We start from the raw sequence: 24905 nt of genomic DNA, 5'->3' as shown, positions 1-24905 counted from the left end.
TCGTAATTTTTACCAAAAACGCTCCGTATGACCCTTCAACCGGCTTAAGCCTTCTACAAAATAGTAATCACCGTAAATCAGCGGCACATCCATATTTTTTTGCTCCGGATAATGGCTTGTTCCGTGAAGAATGAGCCCTTCCTCCTGCTCGTTATCCCACGCTCCGTAGTTCGTGTATAACGAATGCAGGATGGCTTCTCCGGCATTCCGGTAGCCATCGGCTTCCAACGCATCTACTTCGTCTGCGATGAGAAGCAACCCGCACGCGGCGCAAGCGCCGGCCGATGAATCCCGATACGGCGTGACCTCGGGAGGAATGCGGAAATCCCAATGCGGGACATGATCCTCCGGCAGCTGCGAAATAAAGAAATGAGCCGCTTGCTTCGCGGCGTGCAAATAGCGCACTTCACGGGTATGATGGTAGCTCAGCGCCATCCCGTAGATCGCCCAAGCGGTGCCTCGCGACCAACCGGACTCGGGCGCATAGCCTTGACCGCCTAGAGCTTCGATGCGTTCTCCCGTCGTTTCATCGAAACGAACGATGTGATAGACGGAGCCGTCCGGGCGGATGAAATGCTTCAATACCGTATCGGCGTGCTCCATCGCCAGATGCTTATATCTCGGGTCTCCGGTTACTTCGGTGGCCCAGTACAGAAGCGGAAGGTTCATCATGCAATCGATGATGGCCCAGCCGGCGTTGTTCTCGCCTTCCCGCCAAGGGTTCCAGGCGCGGATGAAGTTGCCTTTGACATTGAAGCGGCCGCACAGCAGATTTGCGGCAAGCAGCGCGCGGCGCTTGGAGTCTTCCGACTGCAGCAGCTTGTATTGCGCAACGCTGGTCAACGTCCACATAAAACCGATATCGTGATCCAGCTTGTAGTAATCGGCGATCACTTGATCCAGCTGGCTCTCGCATTGCTCCGCTATCGCTTTGAAATGCTCGTCCTTCGTATCGCGGTACAAGAGCCATAGCAGCCCCGGCCAAAAGCCCGCCGTCCACCAATAAGCCGGCTCCAGTTTATAAGTTCCGTCCACGCTGGCATGCGGGAATCCCGCTCCGATCCTCCGGCTTGTCCGGTTTACCTTGGCTACGGTTTGCTGCCAGGCTTCCTCAACCCAGCCGCTTGTATTTAAAGCAGTCATTGCATCTATTCCCCCTTAAATTATGACTCGAACTGAAACTGCACCACGGCGCTGCACTGCTGCGAAGGATGACGAAGCTTCATTTCTATCGCATACACATCTTTCATGACGCCATAGTGGTCAGCATATTCGAGCTTATGAATGTGCGGCTCCAGCACGTCCGGGTCGTATGAAACGATGAGCCGCTGCTCCTTCCCGGGAATCGTCAGCTTGCCGTCCGCCATTACCGGCTCCAGTACGGTAACAAATCGTTCCGTTATCTCATCAGGCGTTCTGGTGAACTCAAACGTATCCGTCAACGTAAGGACCGGCTTCTCCGTTCTTTCCCATGCAAAGCCGCGTTTCAACAGCTTAACCTGAGCATCGGCGCCGTATGCCGCGGACAGCTCCATTTCAAAATGTATGGTATCGCCATCTGAATAGCAGCTTACCTCCCGAGCGCGATATTCCGCTCCGGCTTGCTGCAGCCGGCCGTTAATTACGGGCACGGAATGACCTTGTGCCCCGTTGCATAGATAAGAGTACCGCTCCGCACCGAAATATTCCTTCGTATACATGCCGCATCCGAGATCGGCTAGGAACGTCTCCCCTTCATAATGCAGGATGAAGTGGCCGACATCGTTGTGGTTGTGCGGCTCCGCATTATGCCCGCCTTTTGCCGCAAAGCAGTACATTCCGATCTCATCGGCATGCCTTGATATCAGCCATTGCGAATCTTCAAGGAAGTAGGTGGCCGGTCCCCAAGGCGCTCCGTTCGCCGCCTTATCCTCCTGAAACCACAGCAAGTTGCGGAAGGCCGTACCCCAGCGGTTGCAATGATCCTCCGTATAGCTTGTCCGCAGCGCGAATTCCGGCAGTTCCACATCGGGATACATCCGATTCAAGTAATGGGTCAGTCCCATATGAATGTGCGATTCCGGTTGGGAATCCGAGAAGTTGACCACCGATGTTCCGCATAGAAAACACTTTTGCTGGAACAGCGCAATTTGATGAATTTTTTCGTCTGAAAACAGGCTCAGAGCGCCTCCCGTTTTGACCTTCAGCAAATCGGCGAAAAATACAAAAAATCCGAAGCCGTAATACCAGTATCCGTATCCTTCCGTAGTCGCCCCATCGCTCTTGAATCCGGACAAATAATGATTCATGGCTTGCAGCACTCGCTCCAGGATGATCGACAAATCATCCTGGTCCTTGATCAAGTGAAGCGCAGCCGCACCGATTGAGCCCGCGCATACCGCAGCCCAATTGTGACTCGCCGTTTCCCAGTGAAACGGGCCCTGATGGATGAACGGCCAAAAAATACGCCGGTACACCTCATGTCTGATCCGGTTGCGAAGCAATAACGGCAGGCGGTGCTCCGTCAACCGCAAAATCTCGCTCAAGGCGAATCCGGTTTCCGCTGAAAACAAGTCGATGGCGCCGGCATTGCCTGCAATAGCCTCGCTCGGCTTTTGCACGGAATACTCCGTTTCGACCGTAGACTCCGTCGTCGTGTTCACATGCGCAGGCAAGCTCCACGTGTATTCGTTGCATATGGACCACAGCGTCTCTTCCAGCGCCGACTGATAATCTTCCCGCTCCGGCTCCAACAAGGACATGATGGCGAATGTGTTCAGCCGTTTTCTCATTTCGAAATAAACCCGCTCGTATTCCAATCTCGTACCGCGGTCTTTGAAAATGCGGAACAACGAATACGAAAGTGCGGGTGCGGTCTGATCCAGAAGCAGCGCCGCTTCGGCACGGATTTCGTCTATCATAGGCCGATAGGCTTCCGCTTGTCTTACATGCTCCCACCAAGATTCCTGCTCGCAAGACGGAAACAGCAGCTTGTCGACGGGCATCGACTGCTGCAGCAATTGCTTGATTTCGTCGCTTTTCATAGCGCAGCGTCCTCCATGGATAGATAATGGTTATTATCTTAATCCTAGCTCATCGCCACGCCGAACGATAGGACTATTTTTACATTAAAGCGAAGTTTTTTGACCTCTGTATTCCAGCGGCGTGACCCCTACCGATGCTTTGAATATTTTTATGAAATAGCTCTGATTGTCATAGCCGAGCATTTCGCAAATTTTCCCTACAGGGTGGTTCGTTTGGTCGAGCAGCTCTTTGGCCCGGTTCATCTTCATCCGCGTGACGTACTCGATGAACGTTTCCCCGGTTTCTTTCTTGAACAAACGGCTGAAATAGCTGCTGTTCAAAAACAAATGGTCCGCGACCTCCTCCAGACTGATGCGCTTGTCCAAATGAAGCGATACGTAATGGCAGGCTTCCACGACTTCCGTCCGCTTGCCCCGTTCTCCAATTTCCCCGGCCAGCGCGATGACCGACTGCAAATGCTCTACAAGCCAGTGCTCCAGCTCAAAGAGGGAGTCGATTTCGAGAATCTCCTTATGCAGCACGTCTACCGCATACGTCGAGCGGAAATATTGCAGCGACTGAAGCTTCAGCTTCAGATCGAGCAGCAGCTTCAGCACCCAATCCTTAACCTTCTCCGGCTCAAAGCTGTGCTCTTTCAAAAACGCCATCCAATGTCTGACCGTAGAGACAATCGGCCCGGTCTGCTTCTCCAGCATCAATTCCCTAAGCTCCGTGCTGGCTTGGTCATACCAGGAGAATAGATCGATGTCGCCGTGCTTCAACGACTGCTTTTTCACAATGGAGCCTTCGTCCATGTAAAACCGCTGCAGGCCGCTCGCCAGCAGTCCGTTCAAAGTCCCCTTGATTTCCTCCGGATTGCGGCACCGTTCCCCGATGATAAAGGACATCGAGATTTTCAAATATTTGTTCAGCGCGGCTTGAATCTGCTTCATCCGCTCCACGGCGGCATCATACGGGTTGATTTTCAACGACGGCTGATACGGGAACAAGAAGAACGACTCCTTCGTTCCATAGGCAAAATGAACGGCCGGCGAGCCGTCTCTTGAGCTCACTTCACCGATTATGTTATCTACGGCAAAGCGCAATATATCGTCCGACACAAAGCGCTGCTTCGCCGTGCGGTATTCGTCAATCAACCCGAGAATCGGCAGACACTCCATGCCTTCGAGAGACAGCTGAAACGACTTCGCTTCGGCAAGCCAGTCCCCCGCGTCCATGATCGGCTGCTGCAGCGTTCTGCGAATGAATTTTTCTTTCAGCAGCTCTTTATTCCGGTCTACGATGTGCTGCAGCTGATGCTGATGCGTCTGTACCCGCTCATCCTGATCCAGACTGGCCTTGAACTGCTGAAGCAGCTTCTCCAGGTCTTTCGGGTCCAGCGTATCCTTCAGCACATAGTCCTGCACATTCAGCTTGACCGCTTGCTGGGCGTAATGAAATTCGTTATGGCACGACAGAATTGCAACGCGCAAGCTTGCCTTTTGCTCCTTCAGCTTGGCTATCAGCTCCAAGCCATTCATTCTGGGCATCCCGATATCCGTAATAAGAATGTCGGGCATTGCTTTCTCCGCCTGTTCCAAGGCGATGGCTCCGTTCTCGTAGCACCCTTGAAGCTCCAGCCCGTATTCATTCCATGGAATGGTCTCCGAGAGAAACTCGAGAACGGGATAATCGTCGTCGACCAGCATTACTTTATACATGAGAAGATGTCACCTCCAAACTAGGAATGAACATCGTAATGCGCGTGCCCTTACCCTGTTCACTGTCAATTTGCATAACAAACGCCTCGCCGTGAGTCATGCGCATCCGTTCATTGACATTCGTTAATCCCATACTGGAAAATCCCCGATGTTTCTCATGCTCCGCTTCCTCCGGAGCTGCCTTTTCCGTGCCGGGTTCGACCTTCCTGCGCAGACGATTCAAGGCTGACTCGTCCATGCCCACTCCATTGTCCTCCACAGCGACGATCAGCATGTGCCCTTCCACCCAGGCTTCCACAAGAATCGTCCCTGCCGATTGGCTAAGCCCGTGAATGAGCGCGTTTTCGATCAGAGGCTGCAAGAAAAACCTAGGCACTTTCTCCAGCAGCGCATCGGAAGATATCTCGGTCTTAAGCTGCACCTTCTCCTTCTGCCTCATATTCATCAGCTTCGTATAATCCATGACGATCTCAATTTCCTCATGGAGCGGAATAATGCTTTTATCCTGATTGATCGTCATCCTCAGCAGCTTCGACAGCGAGCCGATCATTTCGGCGCTCTCCTTGTCTCCGCGAAACATGACTTTCATGCGGATGGAGTTCAGCACATTAAACAAGAAGTGCGGATTGATCTGCGCCTGCAGCATATCGAGCTCCGCCTTTCGCTTACGCGCCTGGGTATCGGAAATTTCCGCTATCATCTCCTTGATCCGGTCGAGCATTTGGTCGAAGGAAAAGCCGAGCCGTCCGATCTCGTCTTCGCCGCGGATGTGGGAGCGGACCTCGAGATTGCCCTTTTGTACCTTCATCGCCACCTTGCCCAAACCGACCAGCGGCTTGGTAAACGTGCGCAGCAAATAGACAAGCAGCAGCAAGAATACGATAAAAGAGACGATCTGGAACGTAAACACTTTATTGAAGATGGAATCGATCTTATAAATCGCCTTCTTGTAAGGCGTCAGCGACACGATCTTCCATCCGGTAAACAGCTCTTTTTGCGTGAGCAGATAATCTTCGTTATCGATTTGTACGATGTCGGACGCCATATCCTTCCGGCTTCCATCCAGCTCGATAGGAAACCGTTGTCCAATCTTGGTCACGTCATTATCCGAAATGATAGTATTCGAGGCGTCGACAATCTTGAATTCTTGATTTTCGGCCAGCCGCTCGAAGTTTTGATTCATCTGATTTTCCATTATCGTCACGAAGACATAACCGAAAATAATCGAGCCTTCTCCGCGGAGCGTCCTGACTACCGACAGCTGATATGGATGGCTGTCCTTCAAGGAGGAGAATACGGTTGGCGAAGCGCCGACCCACAACGAGTTAAATCCGTATAAGTTTTTCAGCTGGGAAAACCACGGTTCTTTGGTTAAATTGATGGGATTATAGTCATATACCGAATAATTGGAGTAATAAGTGCCGTTGGACAGCAGAATCGTCACATAGCTTTTTTCTCCGCCGATAGTAATATTATCAATTTGTTTAAGTATTTTATTCCGGTCGTTGAACTCGTCATACTCCGCAGTAGGTCCCGTATAAGGCGCACCGAACACATTGCGCTTCATAATGGAGTTCAAGTCGGAATCCATCTGGATCGAGTTGGCGATATTAAGCATGTATTTCAGCGTATTGCTGACGTAGTTGTTGACGAGCAGCAGCGATTCCTGCGAGTTCGATACCGCCTGTTCCTTCACGGCATCCCGGGTCAAGTAGTTGTACATCAAGAGCGTGATGCAGGCAGGGATCAATATGCATGTTATGGCCGCCGTCATCAGCTTGAAGCGGAACGACCGGGAAGCTATCCATTGGCGTTTCCGTTTGAACAAACCTTATCACCTCGCTGTATTCGCAAATGGACAAGCCCCATACCGCAGCAAAAGAAGGGGTAGGCTTGGCCTTCCCCTCCTTGCATTAGTATAACCCTTATTTTTTGTTCGTTGCAATGATGCTGTTGACGCGGTCTTGAGATGCTTTCACCGTCGTATCGAGATCTTGCTTGCCCAGGATCAGCTTCTCGAACTCTTCGTTCACCGCTTTGTATACTTCGGCTTGGTAAGAAACCGGAGGAACAATAGCGGAGGATTTCGAATTAGCAAGAACGCTCACCAGAGAAGCTTTGTCGACTTTCTCAGGGTTTTTCGTGCCGGCCAAGATCGTATCGATGATTTTGCCCAGATCTTCTTGTTTCACTTTGTTCCAGGCTGGAATGTTCTTGCCTTGAACAAGCTGTCCGTCCGTTGTCAACCAGCGAATGAACTTGTAAGCTTCGTCTTTATTCTTGGAAGCAGCCGCTACGGAAATATAGTCAGTAGTTACTGTTGCATAACCGCCTTGCTCGGAAGCATTGTTTTTAGGGAATGGAGCAACCGTTACGTCAAAGTTCAACGGAACTTGATCCGTACCGCCAAGCTCGGTGTTCATCCAGCTGCCTGTCACGATCATAGCCGCTTTTTGGTTAAAGAATTGGGTACGGTAGTTCAGCTTCTGAGAAAGCATGTCCGCGTAAGGTGTTGCGGATTTGTCTTCTTTTTCCATTTTCACGCGCATTTCAAGCGATTTCTTGAACAACGGGCTGTCCATGTTCGAGCTGCCGTCCGCTTTGATAAACTCCGGATTTTCCGGCTGGTTGGACATCGCCAGCTTCACGTAGTCGAGCCAGCCGCCGTTTTGCGGTCCATGGAAGTACGTTCCGTATACCCGGTTCGCGCCTTCGCCTTTGCTGAGCTTTTTGGCGTAGTCCATGAATTCGTCCCATGTCCAATCCTTCGGTACCGGCAATCCTGCCGCGTCGAGCATGGTTTTGTTCAGCAGAACGTACCAAGGGTTGAACTTGCCCGGCAGCGCATAGTACTTGCCGTTCAGCTTCGTGTCTACTTTGTACTCTTCATTGACTTTGTAGCCGTCCTTAGCGATGTAATCGTCGATCGGAGCGACCATGCCGAGAGCAACGCGTTGTGCGTAGCTTGCCGCATCACTGAACATCAGAACGTCCATTGCTTCGCCCGATGCAGCCGCAAGGTCAAGTTTTTTCAAAGCTTCTTGCGTGTCGCCTTTTTCACTCAGTCCGATTACATTGATCTTGACTCCCGGATTTTTCTCTTCATACGCGGCAATCGTTTTTTTCCAAGCATAGTTGCCTTCTGTCCCGAATGTATAGAAGCGAAGCTCAGTCGTACCTCCAGCAGCCGCTCCACCTTGGCCAGCATCCTTCTGATCTCCGGCACCGCCGCAGCCTGCAAGCACACCTAATGCCACTACGCTGGTTAAAATACCGGCTCCTACTTTTTTGTTCATTTACATAACCCTCCTTGTTTGGACCTGAACTTATGTGTTGTATCTTGTGTTCTTTGAAATTGTATCAATTTACTATCTTTCATCCATGCGCGTAAATTGACTTTTTTACAATTATTTTGACTTATCCTGTACTTATTATCCTTTAACCCCGCCCATGGCTATACCTTCAATAACACTTTTTTGACCAATGATGAAAATAATCAGCAGCGGCAGGATCGCAGATACCGCGGCAGCCATGATCAAAGAATAGAATTCGCCGGACAGCGAGGTAAATTTCTGCATAGCCAATTGGATTGTGAAGAGCTTGTCCGTCCGCAGGAAGATCAGCGCGTTCGTATAGTCGTTCCAAGTCCAGATAAAACGTAGAATCGCGTACGTTGCAACCGCAGGACGAACCAGCGGCATCGCAATGGACCAGAAAATTCTCCAGTGACCCGCTCCGTCAATTTTGGCGGATTCGATGAACTCGTTGTGAAGCCCCATGAAAAACTGCCGCAGCATAAAGGTACCGAGGACACTAAAGCTGCCAATGATGATGAGCCCGATATGATTGTCGAACAATCCGATATACCGGTACAGAATAAACTGAGGAACAAGGATCGCTTGAGACGGAACCATATACGTTGTCAAGACGATCAAGAACAGCCATTTGCTTGCCGCAAACTGCACTTTGGAGAATCCGTAGGCCGCAAGTGCAGATACCGTAACGGAAAGCACTGTAGTCACAACGGTAATTTTGATGGAGTTCCAATAGTATAAGTAAAAAGGATAATCGCCGAACCAGACTTCCTTGTAGTTGGCAATCGCATTCCATTGCTTCGGAATCCAGTCGATTGGAAAGTTAAATACATCGGCTTCCATTTTGAAGGATGCGGAAAGCATCCAGAAGAACGGCATCAGGAACATTAGACTGACTGCAAACATGATGACCGTAATGATTAATTTACGGAGGCTTAATTGCTCCTTCATGTTGTACCCACCTCATTTTCTTTCATATGACTTGACTCTTAATAGTTAACCCATTTTTTCTGACCGATCCATTGCAGTCCAGTGATGACCAATACACACAAGAACAACACAGCCGCCATGGAGGATGCATAACCGATTTTCAAGTTCGTAAATGCCGTGTCGTACAAATACCATACGATCATGCTGGTGGACTGAATAGGTCCGCCTTGCGTCAGAACGGCAATCAAGTCAAAAACTTTGAAAGTTGCAATGATACCGGTGATCAACAGGAAGAATGTCGTTGGCGACAGCAAAGGCAGTGTAATGCTGCGGAATTGCACCCATTTGGAGGCGCCGTCGATATCCGCTGCTTCATACAAATCTTTAGGAATCGATTGCAGACCCGCAATATAAACGATCAAGTTAAAGCCGATGGAAATCCAGACCGAAATCATCATAACGGAGATCAAGGCATAGTTCGGGTCGGCGATCCACTTCGGCGGATCGGAAATGCCGATCGACATCAGAAACTGGTTGACCGGACCGGCCGAAGGATGAAACAATACTTGCCATACGATCGCTACAGCCACGACGCTGGAGATGTAAGGCATGAAGTAGGCAACCTTGAAGTAGCCTTTCAAATACACGTTTTTATCAATAATAATGGCAAGAACTAAGGATATAATTAAGTAAATGGGCACGGTTAGCAAGAACACCGCGTTATTGCGGAATGATTTCAAAAATGTCGCATCCGTGATCAATTTTTGGAAGTTATCCAATCCTACCCAGTTGAAGCCTTTAAAGCCTACAATAAAATTCCAGTCCGCGAAGCTCAGAACGAAAGTGGCGATGATGGGAATTAAGACAAGAACCGTAACCCCGATCAGCATGGGACTTACAAACAAGAAGCCCGCTAAGGTTTCCTTCCGCTGTAGCCCGCCGTTCCGCTTTTTCGATATGCGCTTCTCTGCCGCAGCAGCCGATGTGTTAGAATTCACGATGCTTCACCTCTACTTCTATAATGTTGAGTTTATTATAAGCAATGGCAATGCAAGATATTTAACGGTATTTTGATTACATTGTCGACGATTTTGACTTTTTGTCGAAACGGACAGCAAAAAGCCTGGCGCAGAAACGCCAGACTTTATTGCTTCCTATTCCGATTTCTTTGCATAAAAAACGGCAAAATCCTGGTACTTATATACGCAGTCGGACTCCTGAAAACCGGCTTCCTGAAGCCAGCGGAGCTGGTCCCAGGCCTTCGCGTTAATGTCGAGCTTCCGCCGCTCGATCGATGCGTCCGCAGCCTCCGTCGAAATTCCGTTGGTGCGTATCCATTGCACCCACATCTGTTTGTAGAGCTGATCCACGGCGTGAGTCTCCCCCATCACTTGATCGGCGTTAATGAACAAGCCGCCGTCTTCGAGCAAGCCGTAGATTCTGTGAAACAGCGTCTGCTTAGCCTCGTGAGTGAGATGATGGATCGATAAGGATGAGACAATGAGGTCAAACTTGTGCTCGAACGGATACTCCGTATAATCCGCGACTATGTATTCGATTTCCTCCACGGCCGCGAACCGCTGCTTGGCGATATCGAGCATCTTGTCTCCCAAATCGATCAAGGTCAGCTTGCATGCAGGGTACTTGGTCCGCATTCCTTCCGCCAGCAGACCGGTCCCTGCGCCTAAATCAAGGATTCGCGGCGAGGGCTTATCCGTCTGCGCCCATCGTACTGCGGTGCCGTAAAAATCGTCGAAGCACGGAATCAGCAGCCGCCTCTGCTCATCATACTTATGCGCCACCTCATTAAATTGGCGGATCACCTTCTCGTTCATGTCCATCCCTCATTTCTTCATTGTTACTATTTATAGTATACAGCGACTGTTATAATGTAAAATATATAAATTCAATTTATTTTATAGGAAATAACTATAATATAATGCTGCAAAAAACAGGCCAGGATCTTCCCTCCCGTTTAGGAGTCCGATTCCTGACCTGATCGTGAACAAGCTAATGATTTATTCGAAAAAGGTTTGGTACAGCAAATATACGTTCAAGATGGCGATGACTCCTGCGACCACCCAGGACAGCCATTTCAACCAGCCTTTGTTGGCGAACTCACCCATTTTCTTCTTATCGCTCGTAAAAAATACTAATGGAATAACGGCAAAGGACAGCTGCAGCGATAAAATGACCTGGCTCAAAATAAGCAGCTTCGCCATTCCGCTCTCCCCGGCAATGGCTGTTACAATAACCGCCGGAATGATGGCGATCATCCGCGTAATCAGCCGGCGCAGCCAACCGGGCAGCCGGATGTTCAGGAAGCCCTCCATGACGATCTGGCCTGCCAGCGTTCCGGTCAGAGTAGAATTTTGCCCCGATGCGAGCAGCGCTACGCCGAACAGAATACTTCCTAACGTCGTACCGAGAAGCGGCGTCAGCATTTGATAAGCATCCCCGATTTCCGCAATATCGGTCATTCCTGCCCTGTGGAACGTAGCGGCGGACAAAATAAGAATGGCCGCGTTGATGAACAAGGCGAAAAATAACGCAATGGACGAATCCCAGGTCGCATATTTGATGGCTTGACGTTTCCCGTCCCGAGTTTGATCGAATTGCCGTGTTTGCACAATAGAGGAATGCAAATACAGGTTATGCGGCATGACCGTTGCGCCGAGAATCCCAATAGCGATGTACAGCATCGTCGGATTGATGAACAGCTCCGTGGTCGGTACGAAGCCTCGGGCAATGCCGCCGATATCCGGCTTCGACAAGATCATTTCGGTTAAGAAGCAGCCGCCGATCGTTACAATAAGCACGATGACCAGCGATTCGATGAACCGGAAGCCTTTATTTTGCAGCAGCAAAACTAACAGAACATCCACGGCGGTTATCATGACCCCGTACAGTAACGGGATGCCGAATAGCAGGTTCAGGGCTATGGCCGATCCGATCACTTCCGCAAGATCACAAGCCGCTATCGCCAGCTCGCACAGGATCCACAATGTAAATGCAACCGGCTTGGAATAATGATCCCGGCATGCTTGAGCCAAGTCTCTGCCTGTGACGATCCCGAGCTTGCCGGCCAGCGATTGCAGCAGCATCGCCATCAGGTTCGATAACAGGATGACCGACAGCAAGGAATATCCGAACATCGATCCTCCTGCGATATCCGTCGCCCAGTTTCCCGGGTCCATGTACCCGACGGCTACCAGGTAGCCCGGTCCGGCGAACGCAAGAAATTTTTTGATCCAGCTTCCGGTCTTAGGAATTTTGAGAGAACGGTATACTTCAGGAAGCGTCGTCTGCTTCCTTGACAATCTCCATCCTTCGTCCGCCGTTTGGTTGATTTGGCTGTTTTCCAACATAAGTTATCACCTCTTACAGTCTTAATAATATGGACATCTATGCATTAGGTTAAATTTGTTTGCCTCGTGCAACTTTTCGGGTAAAAAAAACCAATTGCGTAATTAAATTATATGCTGATTAAAGCAAAAGTTCCTATGTATGTGATTGTACTCGGCAAAATATTTTTGTCAAGGGAAACATTTGTAGGCTGTTCCAACAAAAAAAACTGCCGACACCCGGTCGACAGTTCCCTTTTGAAACAGCTTATTTCTGAAGTGTGTTTTTCGCGGCGTTGACGAGGAAATCGTACCATTCGTCGCTTTCCTCAAGCACATCCTCGACTTCCAGAATCTCATCCTCACTGCCCGATTCATTCAGGAAGAATAAGCCGTAGCTCCATTCTTTCCCGTTCTTGCTGTGCAATGTGATTTCGTAAGGCAGCTTATGATCCTTAAATTCAAAAGCCACTTTTCCGATGTAGCCGTCTTCCTTGCTGTATGACATGGATGCATCCATTACCTTAATCAACCTGCTCACCCTTCCTGTAACCTGTACGCTTCAAAAATTATAATGGAAATCGCTCCCCTATTTCAACCGATTCGACTCTTGGCGGCGGCAGGATGCTTACTGCTTCTTCTCCATTGCCCGTTTCAGAGCAAGAACCTCCTGATCGGAAACGGCATCCTTATCACCATAGCGGACGGAATCATACATGGCGACCAGCTTATCCGTCTCATCGGGAGGAAGCTTGTGCCAAGCCTCTATCTCCCGGCCGGTTTCACGTGGGGTCAAATACCGTTTAATGCGGTATCCCTGATGGATCGATTGACGCAGCCAGCTGCGGTACAAAAAACGGATGCGATCCCGGTTCGTGGCCATATCCTCCCACTTCTCCGGCCGCGAACCGCCGAACCATCGTCTCCAGCGGGAGAACAGCTGGCTGCCGAGCTGATCCCAATCCATCAGACTCTCGACATCGTCCTCATACCCGGTCCGGCTTGCCCGCATATCGTTCGAGCGGAGCTTGCCTGCGAGCCAGGTAAAGAAAAGCCGCGCCCAGCCGGGAATCTTGATCGCGATCCTGTACAGCAAATACAGGACCGCAGCAATAATAACCGCCGCCGTAATATAGTAAAATATCTTCTCCAGCACCTCGAGCCAAACCGGCGGCGCCTCGCTAACCCCCAAATTAGGCGGCGTAGGCTGCGGCTTTTGCTCGGGAACCATAGCCGGCGGCTTGTCGGAGGAAGCGAACAGCGCACGCAGCAGGGCGGCCAGCTGCTCCTTCAGCCACCCCATCGCCTGCTGCAGCATCCGAAATGCTACGATGAGTGCGATCAGCAGCAAAACAAGCCCGATCAGCAGGCGATTTTTCCATTTCATTTCCGATGCAATGACCGGTTCTTTATCCCCTGGCAGCGATTCCTGTTTCATGTTGGATTCATTCGTCACAAACAGGGTCACTGCTAGCGATACGAGTCCGCCCCCAGTCAATAACGGCATGAAAGGTTCAAATTCAGGCATGAAATGCAAGATAACCGATGCGAAAAAATATAAAATCATACCGAGGAGGAAAAAGCTTGCCGGAAATAGCATATACCAGGGAACCTCCGTCAGCTTGATCCCTCTGTAGACCGCTATGCAGGCTATTGGGATGGACACCAGCGCGATAAGGTCGGTGCCGAACAGCAGGTAGGTATAGCCACCGCCCAAGCAAGCGATGAGAAATAACAGCTGGAATAGCCTTGTTATCCGGATCCATGTGGCGGCAGCAAACCCGGCGGCATAACATACCGGAAGCGTAGCAAGCCATATCCAGCGAACGTTCTCCGGCAGCACATAGACGGATAACACGAGCAGCAGAGGCAGAAACAGCAGCAGCTCGGCGCAGCCTTTAAGGACCGCTGCACCCATACGGGAGAGGAAGCTCATGCGCTCTCACCCGCCTGTTCATCCGGGCGCATTCGCTTCTCTAGCTGCAGGATGTCCACGGAGTTGCCTTGATAACGGAGCTGCTCGATCGGCGTCTTCATTTTCTCGCCGATATAAGAAGTAATAATCAGAATATCGCGATTGGAGAATCCGCTCGCTACTTCCTCCTCGAGCAATGTATCGAACGGAATGCTGCGGGCGACGACAACCTTCGCCATCGTCTCCAGAATAAAGGTCATCTGCTCCGAACCGCTGCCAGGGTGAACGCGTACCGCTTCCTTCGGAGCATCGACGGTATAGGCGTTCGTGCCGAAGCCTGTTTCCATCCCCTGATCTATAGCTTGCTGGGCAATAGCGGCGGCATAAGACAATCCTCGCTCGTACAGCTCTTCATCGTTGACCTGGTTCCACATCTTCTCATGATCTTCCACATTCAAATAAATCATAAGCCGGTGATCCGCCGTATAATCTCGCTGATGCACCTGGAGCTTGCCCATCCGGGCCGTCGCTTTCCAGTTCACCCCGTTCAAGGGATCGCCGTAGCGGTATTCCCGTACGCCTGTGATCATGAACGGATCGTCTACGATCCAGCGGCGCACGGAGAAGTCCCCCTGCCAGCTGTGCGACGGCAGCGCGATTTCCTCGAGGGGCGCGAGCTTCGGGTACACCAGCAGCTCGGCATCCAGCTCGAGCTTGAGCGTATTTTTGTACATCCCGAGCAGATCGCCGTGAGTAAGCGCTGCCGTATTCAAGCGGTAGCAGCCTCTTTTGCGGCACACCATCCTGTGACGTCTTGTCACCTGCGTGTAGGGCATCAGACTGAACAAGCTCTTATGATTCTGGAACATGGCCCCGTTGTTGATGTCCAGGTTCGACTGGCTGTAGAATACCAAATTCGCATGGATCAGCGATTCGAGCCTCAGCCAGGGGACCGGCAGTAAATTCCGGTTCGCGATCCGCTCCACCATCTCGGCCTCCTCCCCTTCGAAGCAGGCTTTCATGCTGAAATACCGATGATAAGTAAGCCCTTTGTCGCCGAAGAAGCGGAACAAGATTACCTGCAGCACCAAAACAATTAAGGTAATGAATAACAACCAATGAATGCTCATTCCTGCTTCACCAACTCGGATTCAGCCGGTACGGTAACCTCCTGCAGGATGGAATCGACAATCGACTCAGCCGCAAGATGCCGCGAGCGGAACGAGCCTTTGACCATTATGCGGTGCGCAAGCACGGGCCCCGCCATCGCTTTGACGTCATCCGGCGTTGCGAAATCTCTGCCTTGAAGCAGCGCCTGCACTTGAACCGCTTTCAATAATGCCTGACTGCCGCGGGGGCTGACGCCTGTCGCCACTTCGCTGTGATATCTCGTTTTTTCCACGATCTGCAGCATATACCTCAACAGCTCGTCGCTAACTGTCACCTGGGAATAATGACGCTGTGCCGCGATGATCTCGTCCGTTCCCGCTACGATCACAATCGCTTCGAGCGGGTTGGCATCCTTAAACCGTTTCATGATGTCCAGTCCTTCTTCGGTTGTAGGATACCCCATTCTCACCTTGAATAGAAACCGGTCCAGCTGCGCCTCGGGTAACGGAAACGTCCCCTGGTTTTCCACCGGGTTCTGGGTTGCAATAACCAGGAAAGGCTGCTCCAGCCCCCTCGTCTCGCCGTCAATGCTGATCTGCCTTTCTTCCATACATTCCAACAGGCTCGATTGCGTGCGCGGCGTGGCCCGGTTGATCTCGTCGGCCAACAAAATATTCGTAAACAGAGGCCCGGGGCGGAACTCGAATTCCGATAGCTTTTGATTGAAATAATTGATTCCGCTCAAATCCGAAGGCAGCAAATCGGGAGTAAATTGAATCCGTTTGAAGCTGCAATTCAAAGATTTCGCCACTGCTTTGGCGAGCAGCGTTTTTCCCGTGCCGGGCACGTCTTCGAGCAGAATATGACCGGAAGCTATGAGGGCAATAAGCAGCTTGTCGATAACGTCTTCCTTTCCAACGATGACCTTGCTCACATTAGCTCGAATCGTTTGCGCCAACGATTGAATTTCGCTCAACTGCATTCGCCGCAACCTCTCTTTCGTTCGTAAGATGTCCTCAATAATAATGGTATCAAACTAAACTTTACCATAAGGAAGCTCGAAAAATCTACGAAGAGATTGCAGCAAAAAAAGCCCTGAAGCAATGAATCCGCCTCGCGGCTTCTCATCACTCAGGGCTTCGGACCATCGTTATCGCGGATTCGGGAATACCCGTTTTACCATTTCCGTGAACTCCGCAAAAAAGCCGGAAACCGGTCTGCCGGCGGCAACATCGGCAGCATAATTGTTCACCCGTTGAACGAAGTCGGGGTTCGTAGATACATACACGTTATGAACGTTGCCATCCGTCGATTTTACTTGTTGGGCGATTTGACCTTCCATATCTCTCGTCAGCTGTCCAGTGCCGTCTTTTAGCACGGCAGCCACATAAGCATTGTTCTGTGTAACCAGAACGTTCGCGGACTTGACTCCGGGAAGCTGAACGATTTTGTCCGCCGCCTGTCTGGCCACTTGAATCCGATTGTCTTGAATCGCAGCCGGCGTTGGACTCGCAGCCTGCTGACGTACGGATTGATTTGGAGCGGGCTGCGCCGCTTGGTTCCGTGTGCACGCCGTTAATGAGCCTGCGAGCAGGAAGGCCGAAATCGTGCATACAACCATTTTGGAAGTGTGATTGGACATGAAGTTTGTCCCCCTTTCTTTAATTTAATTCTTAGTATGCTTTGTTCAATTGCTTCTCATGCATCCTCCATCTTTCCATCCTTTTACGGGTAGACGGACTTGCACACTACAATTCACCGCCGCGCTGTACTATACTAAGAATCAGATAGCTTTTCCTCACTTGCCGTTTCTTTCCTGCGAACAATACAATAGCGAGGTGACTCTTCTTGAACATACTGAAAGTGAAGGACCGTCAAGAGCTGGACAAAAAAATTCCGTCCATGCCTTGGTATGTCGAAAAATTCATCAATTATAAACTGCCCGACCTGTCTCCCTCGTCCTTGCTGGAATATGTTAGGGATTATGAAACCTTCTTATCCTGGCTGCTGGCCGAAGGGTTGGCCGAAGGTCAAACGATAAAGGATGTGCCTATCGAATCGCTGGAGAAGCTGCATATGGAGAGCATCGATAATTTCCGCATGTTTTTGTCCACGCGCAAGGAAAATGCCAACAGCAAGACAACGATATCCCGCAAGCTCTCGTCTCTTCGCTCGCTGTTCCACTACTTAAGCCAGATCGCCGAGGATGAGCAGTTCTATCCGCTGCTGAAGCGCAATGTGATGGCTAAGGTCGAGATCAAACGGACTCATAAACCGAAGGACACTGCGGCGAAGCTTGAAGGAAAGCTGCTGCAGGAGGACGAAATCCGCGAATTCCTGGATTATGTATATAACGGCTATGAGCAAGATATCGCGAACAACAAGCAGGCGATGTATTCGTACGAGCTGAATAAAGTGCGCGACGGCTGTATCATCAGCCTCATTCTAAACTCGGGGCTTCGTGTCTCCGAGGTGGTGAATCTCAATGTCGACGATATCGATATGAAGAAGAAGCTGACCCATGTGTACCGCAAAGGTAAAAATGACGACTCCTTCAAGACGCCCGTCTACTTCCGTCAGGAGGCGTTCGACGACCTCGCAGCGTATTTGGATCTGCGGCAAACCAGGTACAAAGCGCCCAAGCGAGAAAAGGCTCTCTTCCTTGCCATAGCGAACGGAAAAAAAGAAGGCGAGCGGATGACCAAGCGCGCGATGCAGGAAATGGTAATCAAGTATGCCAAGCGGTTCGGCAAGCCGTTCCTGTCCGTACATAAGCTGCGCCATTCTTTCGCAACCGACTATTATTTGCGGAATGACCTGTACAAGACGCAGGAGCAGCTCGGGCATGCTTCGCCGGAAACGACGCAGATTTATGCCCATTTGACCGATAAAACGATGGCGGAAGCTATCGACAACCGGAAAGAGCAGGAATCCGACAGCAAGAACGCCCCTGCATCGGCATCGCGTTATGCGACCAGGTAACCACGGTTAAGCTGCTCGTATTTAAAGCAACAGAAAAAACCGCAGGCTTCTGCTAGAGCCTGCGGTTTCCTTATGGAACGATGCTTCAAGGTCATCGTATGTACGGTTTGTTTGCAATTAATCTCCCGCCGCTTGCTTAACGGCTTCATTCTCATGAAGCGGATCCGGCTGGAACCCTTTGCTGCCGCTTTTGGAGGAACGGGTGCGGTCCAATTTACGGATATCATAATCGAGCATTTTCCCTGCTCCCAATGCGGTACACTCCAGCGGCTGATCCGCCAAATAAATCGGAATGTGCGTATCCGACTGCAGCCTCGTGTTAAGCCCTTTCAACAAAGAGCCGCCTCCGCATAAAATAATGCCTTGCTCCATAACATCCCCCGCAAGCTCAGGCGGGCACTCCTCCAAGGTCGCTCGAATGGTGTCCACCAGCGTGCCGATGAAGCTATCCAGCAATCTATAGATTTCTTGCGATGATATCGTAATCGTCTTGGGAAGTCCTTCGACCAGGTCTCTTCCCCGTATATCCAATTGCACGTCGGGATCCGGCTTTACCACCGTACCGAGCTTGATTTTGATGTCTTCCGCAGTCCGTTCGCCGATATCCAGGCTGTACGTTTTTTTGACATACTCGATAATGTCCCGATCGATCGACATGCCCCCCCTGCGGATCGTTCTGCTGGAAACGATGCCTCCGAGAGACAGGATGGCTACCTGCGAGGTTCCGCCGCCGATGTTCAATATCATATTGCCGAGCGGCTGGTCGACCGGCAGCCCCGCACCCAATGCCGCAGCCAGCGGCTCTTCTACCGTGATGGCTTTATTGGACCCTTTTTGAAACACCGTTTCTTCAACGGCCCGCTTCTGCACGCTCGTAATCCCGCATGGAATCGAAATGAACACCCTGGAGCGCCGCATCCAAGAGCGGCCCTGAATTTTTCGCATAAAATGCTGCAGCATCGCCGTCGACCAATTGTAGTTGGAAATGACGCCATCCTGCAGCGGATAAATGATTTCAAGATTGCCCGGTGCCCGTCCGATCATGGCTTGCGCCTCCGAGCCAATGGCAAGAACTTCCCCTGTATCCTGCTTCACGGCAATAACGGATGGCTCCTGAAGAACAATCCCTTTCCCTCGCTGATAAATAATCGTATTGGACGTGCCTAAATCGATCCCAAATTGCAGCTCACTAAACATATACATCCTCCGTCTCAATCGTTTTGTCGAAGCGCAGGACTTTTTATATTCTTTGCTTATTCTCGCGCCCGTAGTTGGTGAATTGTGCTGTACACAGCGTAAGCTTGCTGCACAGACTTGTCCTGTCCCCTTATGCTCCGAGATTTTATACTCTTCGTCCCCCCTGCCCAACTTGCGGGGGCATTTGTGAAGAAAAAAGAACTGGAAAATCCGTACATTTTCTATCCCGAATGAAAGTCGTTTTGCAAAAAGCGGACCCCATGAAACTGTCGACTTCCCACGAATCATGTAAGATGGCGACGAATGATACAGATGCCGTAACCAATTACAACGGAGGTGCAAGTCCATGGGCAATTCCACAAGACTGCTGCAGCGCCGGCTGGAACAATGGAAAACTGCGGCAACCCAGTTTATTGCAGGACCCGAGGAAGAAGAAGATAACAGAACCGTCGTGCTTGAGCCCGCTATATTTGAACAATGCCAGCAAGAGGCGGATGCGCAGCAAATCAGCGTAAACGAATGGGTCCATTACATACTGGAACAGCATGTTGCCGCCAAGAGCGCCGACCTGCTGGTTCCTATATCGAGAGAACAGCTGGAGCGCAATCCTTTGCTTTATTTGGACGCTTTAGCCGAACGCAACATTAATTTATACGGAGAACCGAAGTATGAATATGAACAATCTTGATGAAACGAATCTCCAGCAGGCTGTATATCTGGACCAGTCGGCCTTAATGGCATTTATGAACCCGCAGGATCCCTATTATGCAAAAGCGCGGACGATGTTTCTCGATTTGGACGATTTGGACCGCAAGCTCATTACGACGAACTATGTTATTTTCGATACGCATCAATGGCTGAGAAACAAATTCGGATTTCAGCAGGCGCAATTTTTCCTGGAAACGATGGAGCAAGCCGTACAAAAAGGGACGTTAACCTTAATTTCCGGTTGTTCGGAATTCGAGCAGGAATCCAAGCGGCTGCTTGTCGATTGCCCCGATCTTCAGCTTTCGCTGACGGAAGCGATCACTGCCGTCGTTATGATTACATACCAAATCAAACGTATTTTCACCTTCAATCCTAGCTATTCCTTTCTTCCTAAGCTGGACTCCAGCATCAAAGTCATGCCGAGCGTATGGTAAACATCCGAGCGAGCCTGTCCCGTTTCTTCATGAAACCGGGCAGGCTTTTCAACTATTTATCGAGCAAAATAATAGGCCTCCCGCTTCATACGAAGGAGAGGCCCTGTATTTATAATTTGGATTCCGCAAGCGCGGAAACGATCAGTGAAGCGTACAGCTCCGATCCTTCAGGCCCCAGATGAACTCCGTCCTGGGCGAAGATCGATGCTTTGCCTTCGCTCGCTGCGTACCAGTCCACCAGCTTGACTTTCGGATTGTTCTCGGCAGCGGATGCCAATATCGTATTGACTTCGTTCTCCCATTTTCGCGGAACTCTTGTATTAACAAGAACGATCTGCTCGGGATCCCCTAGCGATTCAAGGAGAGAATTAAGCTGCTTCTCGGTGAAGGGTCCGTTGGAGCCCAGCTCAAGAATGACCCGCTTGCCGAGCTTTCCTTCCTCTTTTAACTGTTTCACCACATCCGCCGCTTGAAGCAGCTGCCGGCCGATCTTGCCGTCGATGACGATTCCCGGCAGCTGCTTCTCCAAATGAGTGGCTGCACCCAAAATAACCGAATCCCCAATCACCGTTATGCCGTCTCCGACTTTCGGTTTGGCTTCAGGCGTAACGCCGGCTGTTATCTCCACTCCGGCTTCCTTGGAAGGATCCGTCGTCGCCGCAACCGAGCCTTTCTGCTCCACGGTTGCCGGTAGAGAGTCCGCAGCATGCCCGTCCGACTGATCAGACGGCTTGCCTGTTCCTTCCGCGGGCGTATCCTCCAATTGCTCGGATATTCCGCCGTCATTGTTAGGTCCGGCAGAGATCGGCTGGCTCGGCGGATCGATAGCTATCGGCTCCGGCTTGACAGGTCCGACGGCTGCTATCGCTTCTTCTTTATCGCTCGGCTGTTGAGCCTTATCCCCGTCCGACGGTCCCGACGGAGCTTCTATGCCGGGGGGCGTTGAGCTCGCCGTCGCATCCGTTACCCGGTCTACCATACCAACGCAGAGAAATCCGATAAGAAAAAGTACGCACGCTGCAGGAGTCCAGCGTGCCGCAGGCGGCCGCTGCCGGCTTCGTCTGCTTTCCCCTGCTTGCGTCCGGCTTCGCCTCCATACCCCGCGCCGGATCGGCTCCTCCACAAACCGCCATGACAAGGCGGCAATCAGAACCGTCACTCCCATTTGCAATATCATCTTCAGTATGGAAACCTGCCCGTGATCCATAACGGGACTGGTGAGCACGATGACGGGATAATGCCATAAATAAATGCCGTACGATCTTACTCCGATCCACTTCAAAGGCTTGATGCTCAGCATTTTCCCCAGATAGGTTGCTGGATGAGCGATGACCGCTACTACGACGGCAGCTGCAAGCGACAACAGGACTAATCCTCCGTTATACAGAAATCCGTCGTACTCGTCGGTATTCCATACCATGAAGCCTATCGCTGCCAGCGCAAGAATCCCCAGCGTATCCAGCGTTATCCGGAAGGGAGCGTCCGTTGGGGCCGTCAGCCTCCGGCTGGGCCAGACCATGGCCAGAACCGCGCCGATCAGCAGCCCGAAGGCTCTCGTATCGGTTCCGTAGTACACGCGGCTCGGGTCCGTCCCGGGCTCATACAGCCACATCATCGCGACAGCCGATACCGCTGCGCCGATCAGGGTAAGCACGAGCAGCTGAATCCGTCGCGGCGTAAACTTCAGGCCCAGGAGCAGCAGAAGCGGCCACAGCAAGTAGAACTGCTCCTCCACCGCCAAGGACCATAAATGTCCTAAAGGAGACGGCGGCCCGAAGCTCTCGAAATACGAGACTTGACGGAAAATTAACCACCAGTTGCTGACATACAGCAAGCCGGCCACCACTTCCGCCTGAAGCCCCGCTACCCGCGGTTTGTCGAACAGCAAAATCCATGCGCTGACCAGCACAAGCATGAGCAGCAGCGCTGGGAGCAGCCTTCGTGCCCTCCTGACCCAAAACGATCTTAAATCCAGCTTTCCGGTCTGCTTCCATTGGGAGATTAGTATATCGGTTATGAGATATCCCGACAATACGAAAAACACACCGACGCCTAGAAGCCCTCCAGGCGCCCATTCCATATTCAGATGGTACACGATGACGGCAAGCACAGCCAATGCGCGCAAGCCGTCCAGTCCGGCCATATAGCGGCTGCTGCCGCCTTGTACAGGCTTAGGCATCGGGGCTTCCTCCCTTACGGAAGCTTAAGCCTGTGCCGTCCCATCGGCCGCCATTCTCTCTTCTCCTCGTCTTGCTGCCTGTATCCTCCATCATAGCGATTCGGCTCATCTGTCTTCTGTCCTTTCATTAACTTAAGGTGTCAATGTTCTACGTTGATACCTTAACTATAACCAATCGCGAAATGGAAATCGTTACGAAAGGATTACAGGTTCATTTCTCGTACAAATGCGCAAAACCATTAACTGGAATCGCCTCCTGCGGCTATCTTATTATGGATTTATTCCGGATTCAACGGGAACTTTTGTCGAAATCTGTTGAGTTGACGAGCATGCCGAAATACTGCGAAAAAAAGCACCCTCCACATCCATTAACGGTGTGAAGGGCGCTTAAGAAGCCGTTATTTTTTCTTTTGCTTGGCGTCATACGCCGATTGGTAAATTTCGAGATAACGCTTCAGATTCATGTTGTCGAGATTTTTCACATATGCGTCCCAGTTCTTATCGATATCCGAGTCGCCTGTTATAAACCGAGCCATCATCTCTTTGACATGATCGAGAATCGTTTTCTCCAGATCGGCCAGCTCCGACGCCTGGTCCGCCGTGAAGAAGACCGGAGGCATTACTTTATCGATCTTCATTTGGTACGGCTCCATCTTCTGCTTCGTTTCGTTGTACAGAATGACTTCCAGCGGTTGATCCGGATTCGCAACTTCACCGAGACGGAAATCGTTGGAGCGGTAGTTCGGACCGGTTTGGCCCCAGTTCACGTTTTGTACGCCGCCCCATGGAGTCAGCTGCTTCCAGATCGCCGGCTTGCCGTTAATACCGATCTCGCCTTTTTCCGCATAGCGCCATTCGGTTCCTTCACGTCCGGCATACCATCTCAAAGTCGTATCCGGCGAATTGTATAAGAAATCGGCGAGGCGGAACGCCACTTCAGGATTTTTCGCATTTTTCGTAATAACATACTGCCCGTTGCCGACCACATACGGATGATATGCAGCAGTTTGGAAGCCGTTCGGACCTTTCAGAGGAGGTACGGCGACATAAGTCAGCCATCTGCCGGTGCTTCCGCCCAGAGTTGTCAACGAACCCATATTATGGCCGTTCGAAGCTCCGAGAATAACCGTATCCGGATTTTCGCCCAGCGTTTTCAGCTGGTTGTTATCCTGCGTCAATGCCTGCGGGTCAATCAAGCCTTCGGCATACAGCTTGCGCAAATATTTCAAGCCTTCCTTCCATTCCGGCTTGTTGTACGGAACGGTTACTTTGCCGTTGTCCAAGTACAGCTTCTTATCTCCGTGATCATAAATAAACGCATTCATGATGAACGAATCGAGCATTTGAGTCGAGAACAAGTGGCTGCTGCCGGCTTGAATCGAACCGGACAATGGAATTTCATCCGCCTTGCCGTTGCCGTTCGGATCCTTCGTTTTGAACGCTTTCAGCACTTCGTAGAACTCGTCGGTGGTCGTAGGCATTTTCAGTCCGAGCTTGTCGAGCCACGGTTTATGAATCCACATTCTTTGCTGATACATACAGTGGTAGCATTCGTTAACCTGCGGCAGCGCGTAAATTTTGCCGTCCGGCGCGGTGATCAGATCCTTGTAGAACGGGTTGACGTCGAACATTTTTTTCATTTCAACCCCGTACTTGTCGATCAGATCGTTCAATGGAAGGAATACGCCTTGGCTGCCGTAAATCATCATCTGCGTCGGGGATACGCCGAAGCCCATAATGACGTCCGGATAGTCGCCGCTCGACAGAACCAGATTCAGCTTCTCGGTAGCCGACTTTTCAGGAGCTACCTCCCATTCAATGTGAACGTTCGTTTTTTGCTCCAGCCATTTGGTGAACTCGTTCGTGGCGAAGTCTTCAACCGATGCGCTGCCTTTGACAAGGATTTTAATCGTTGTCTTCTCATTCGTTATCGGGAGCTGCCCGGCAGGCGTTACGGCTACGCTCGGCGTTTTTCCGGTATCTTTGCCGGCAGGTGCGTCGGCTCCGGAGCATGCGCTTAATACAATTCCGAAGCATAACAGGATCGAGAGCATGACTAGCGTCATTT

The 24905-nt window shown here is 51.0% G+C and carries 20 protein-coding genes; 3 read left to right on the top strand and 17 right to left on the bottom strand.

Annotated features, from left to right (window positions below; all coding sequences use genetic code 11):
- Positions 1-9 precede the first annotated feature (9 nt).
- The 14 genes from ACFQ88_RS02465 to ACFQ88_RS02400 form a co-directional block, all read right to left on the bottom strand.
- Positions 10-1143, bottom strand: a complete 1134-nt coding sequence (locus ACFQ88_RS02465) for a glycoside hydrolase family 88 protein (protein WP_379451516.1) — start codon at positions 1141-1143, stop codon at positions 10-12.
- Between the two features lie 20 nt (positions 1144-1163).
- Positions 1164-3023, bottom strand: coding sequence for a heparinase II/III family protein (locus ACFQ88_RS02460; RefSeq protein WP_379451515.1), 1860 nt, complete (start codon positions 3021-3023; stop codon positions 1164-1166).
- An 84-nt stretch (positions 3024-3107) separates the two neighbouring features.
- A complete protein-coding gene (locus ACFQ88_RS02455) occupies positions 3108-4724 on the bottom strand; it encodes a response regulator transcription factor (RefSeq protein ID WP_379451514.1) in 1617 nt (538 codons plus the stop codon).
- Positions 4717-6552, bottom strand: a complete 1836-nt coding sequence (locus tag ACFQ88_RS02450; protein ID WP_345774062.1) for a sensor histidine kinase — start codon at positions 6550-6552, stop codon at positions 4717-4719. The genes ACFQ88_RS02455 and ACFQ88_RS02450 overlap by 8 nt, the downstream gene beginning before the upstream one ends.
- Before the next feature lie 97 nt (positions 6553-6649).
- The gene (locus ACFQ88_RS02445; protein WP_239634846.1) at positions 6650-8020 is read right to left on the bottom strand and encodes an ABC transporter substrate-binding protein; all 1371 of its coding nucleotides are present in this window, start codon (positions 8018-8020) and stop codon (positions 6650-6652) included.
- 135 nt (positions 8021-8155) lie between these two features.
- Positions 8156-8989: a carbohydrate ABC transporter permease gene (locus tag ACFQ88_RS02440; protein WP_379451513.1), complete on the bottom strand. Its 834-nt coding sequence runs from the start codon at positions 8987-8989 to the stop codon at positions 8156-8158.
- A 38-nt stretch (positions 8990-9027) separates the two neighbouring features.
- The gene (locus ACFQ88_RS02435) at positions 9028-9927 is read right to left on the bottom strand and encodes a carbohydrate ABC transporter permease (RefSeq protein WP_379453542.1); all 900 of its coding nucleotides are present in this window, start codon (positions 9925-9927) and stop codon (positions 9028-9030) included.
- Positions 9928-10122: 195 nt separating this feature from the next.
- On the bottom strand, positions 10123-10803 hold the full coding sequence (locus ACFQ88_RS02430) for a class I SAM-dependent methyltransferase (RefSeq protein WP_379451512.1): 681 nt from the start codon (positions 10801-10803) through the stop codon (positions 10123-10125).
- A gap of 183 nt (positions 10804-10986) precedes the next feature.
- Complete coding sequence (locus ACFQ88_RS02425) at positions 10987-12336, bottom strand: Nramp family divalent metal transporter (RefSeq protein ID WP_379451511.1); 1350 nt, start codon at positions 12334-12336, stop codon at positions 10987-10989.
- A 244-nt stretch (positions 12337-12580) separates the two neighbouring features.
- Positions 12581-12844, bottom strand: a complete 264-nt coding sequence (locus ACFQ88_RS02420; protein ID WP_239634842.1) for a hypothetical protein — start codon at positions 12842-12844, stop codon at positions 12581-12583.
- Positions 12845-12940: 96 nt separating this feature from the next.
- Entirely contained in the window at positions 12941-14248 is a 1308-nt protein-coding gene (locus tag ACFQ88_RS02415; RefSeq protein ID WP_379451510.1) for a DUF4129 domain-containing protein, read from the bottom strand.
- Complete coding sequence (locus ACFQ88_RS02410; protein ID WP_379451509.1) at positions 14245-15357, bottom strand: DUF58 domain-containing protein; 1113 nt, start codon at positions 15355-15357, stop codon at positions 14245-14247. The genes ACFQ88_RS02415 and ACFQ88_RS02410 overlap by 4 nt, the downstream gene beginning before the upstream one ends.
- A complete protein-coding gene (locus ACFQ88_RS02405; protein WP_379451508.1) occupies positions 15354-16319 on the bottom strand; it encodes an AAA family ATPase in 966 nt (321 codons plus the stop codon). Before ACFQ88_RS02405 ends, ACFQ88_RS02410 begins: the two co-directional genes overlap by 4 nt.
- Before the next feature lie 168 nt (positions 16320-16487).
- The gene (locus tag ACFQ88_RS02400; RefSeq protein ID WP_379451507.1) at positions 16488-16979 is read right to left on the bottom strand and encodes a YhcN/YlaJ family sporulation lipoprotein; all 492 of its coding nucleotides are present in this window, start codon (positions 16977-16979) and stop codon (positions 16488-16490) included.
- A 206-nt stretch (positions 16980-17185) separates the two neighbouring features.
- On the opposite strand from ACFQ88_RS02400, the gene xerS reads away from it, so the two are divergent.
- Entirely contained in the window at positions 17186-18319 is a 1134-nt protein-coding gene (xerS, locus tag ACFQ88_RS02395; protein WP_379451506.1) for a tyrosine recombinase XerS, read from the top strand.
- A 117-nt stretch (positions 18320-18436) separates the two neighbouring features.
- Here xerS and mreB read toward each other — a convergent pair whose 3' ends face one another.
- Complete coding sequence (mreB, locus tag ACFQ88_RS02390) at positions 18437-19522, bottom strand: rod shape-determining protein (protein WP_379451505.1); 1086 nt, start codon at positions 19520-19522, stop codon at positions 18437-18439.
- 340 nt (positions 19523-19862) lie between these two features.
- Here mreB and ACFQ88_RS02385 point away from each other — a divergent pair, with 340 nt between their 5' ends.
- Both ACFQ88_RS02385 and ACFQ88_RS02380 read left to right on the top strand, forming a co-directional pair.
- Entirely contained in the window at positions 19863-20204 is a 342-nt protein-coding gene (locus ACFQ88_RS02385) for a hypothetical protein (protein WP_239634835.1), read from the top strand.
- Complete coding sequence (locus ACFQ88_RS02380; protein ID WP_239634834.1) at positions 20185-20658, top strand: type II toxin-antitoxin system VapC family toxin; 474 nt, start codon at positions 20185-20187, stop codon at positions 20656-20658. The genes ACFQ88_RS02385 and ACFQ88_RS02380 overlap by 20 nt, the downstream gene beginning before the upstream one ends.
- Before the next feature lie 109 nt (positions 20659-20767).
- Here ACFQ88_RS02380 and ACFQ88_RS02375 read toward each other — a convergent pair whose 3' ends face one another.
- Both ACFQ88_RS02375 and ACFQ88_RS02370 read right to left on the bottom strand, forming a co-directional pair.
- Positions 20768-22837 (bottom strand): acyltransferase family protein, encoded by a 2070-nt coding sequence (locus ACFQ88_RS02375; protein WP_379451504.1) that lies wholly within the window; start codon positions 22835-22837, stop codon positions 20768-20770.
- A gap of 398 nt (positions 22838-23235) precedes the next feature.
- Positions 23236-24903, bottom strand: coding sequence for an ABC transporter substrate-binding protein (locus ACFQ88_RS02370; protein WP_239635393.1), 1668 nt, complete (start codon positions 24901-24903; stop codon positions 23236-23238).
- Positions 24904-24905: the final 2 nt, after the last annotated feature.

Source organism: Paenibacillus sp. NPDC056579, from assembly GCF_042793215.1.
Classification (GTDB): domain Bacteria; phylum Bacillota; class Bacilli; order Paenibacillales; family NBRC-103111; genus Paenibacillus_S.
Note: the sequence above shows the minus strand (reverse complement) of the source record. Positions and strands in the feature narration are given on the sequence as shown.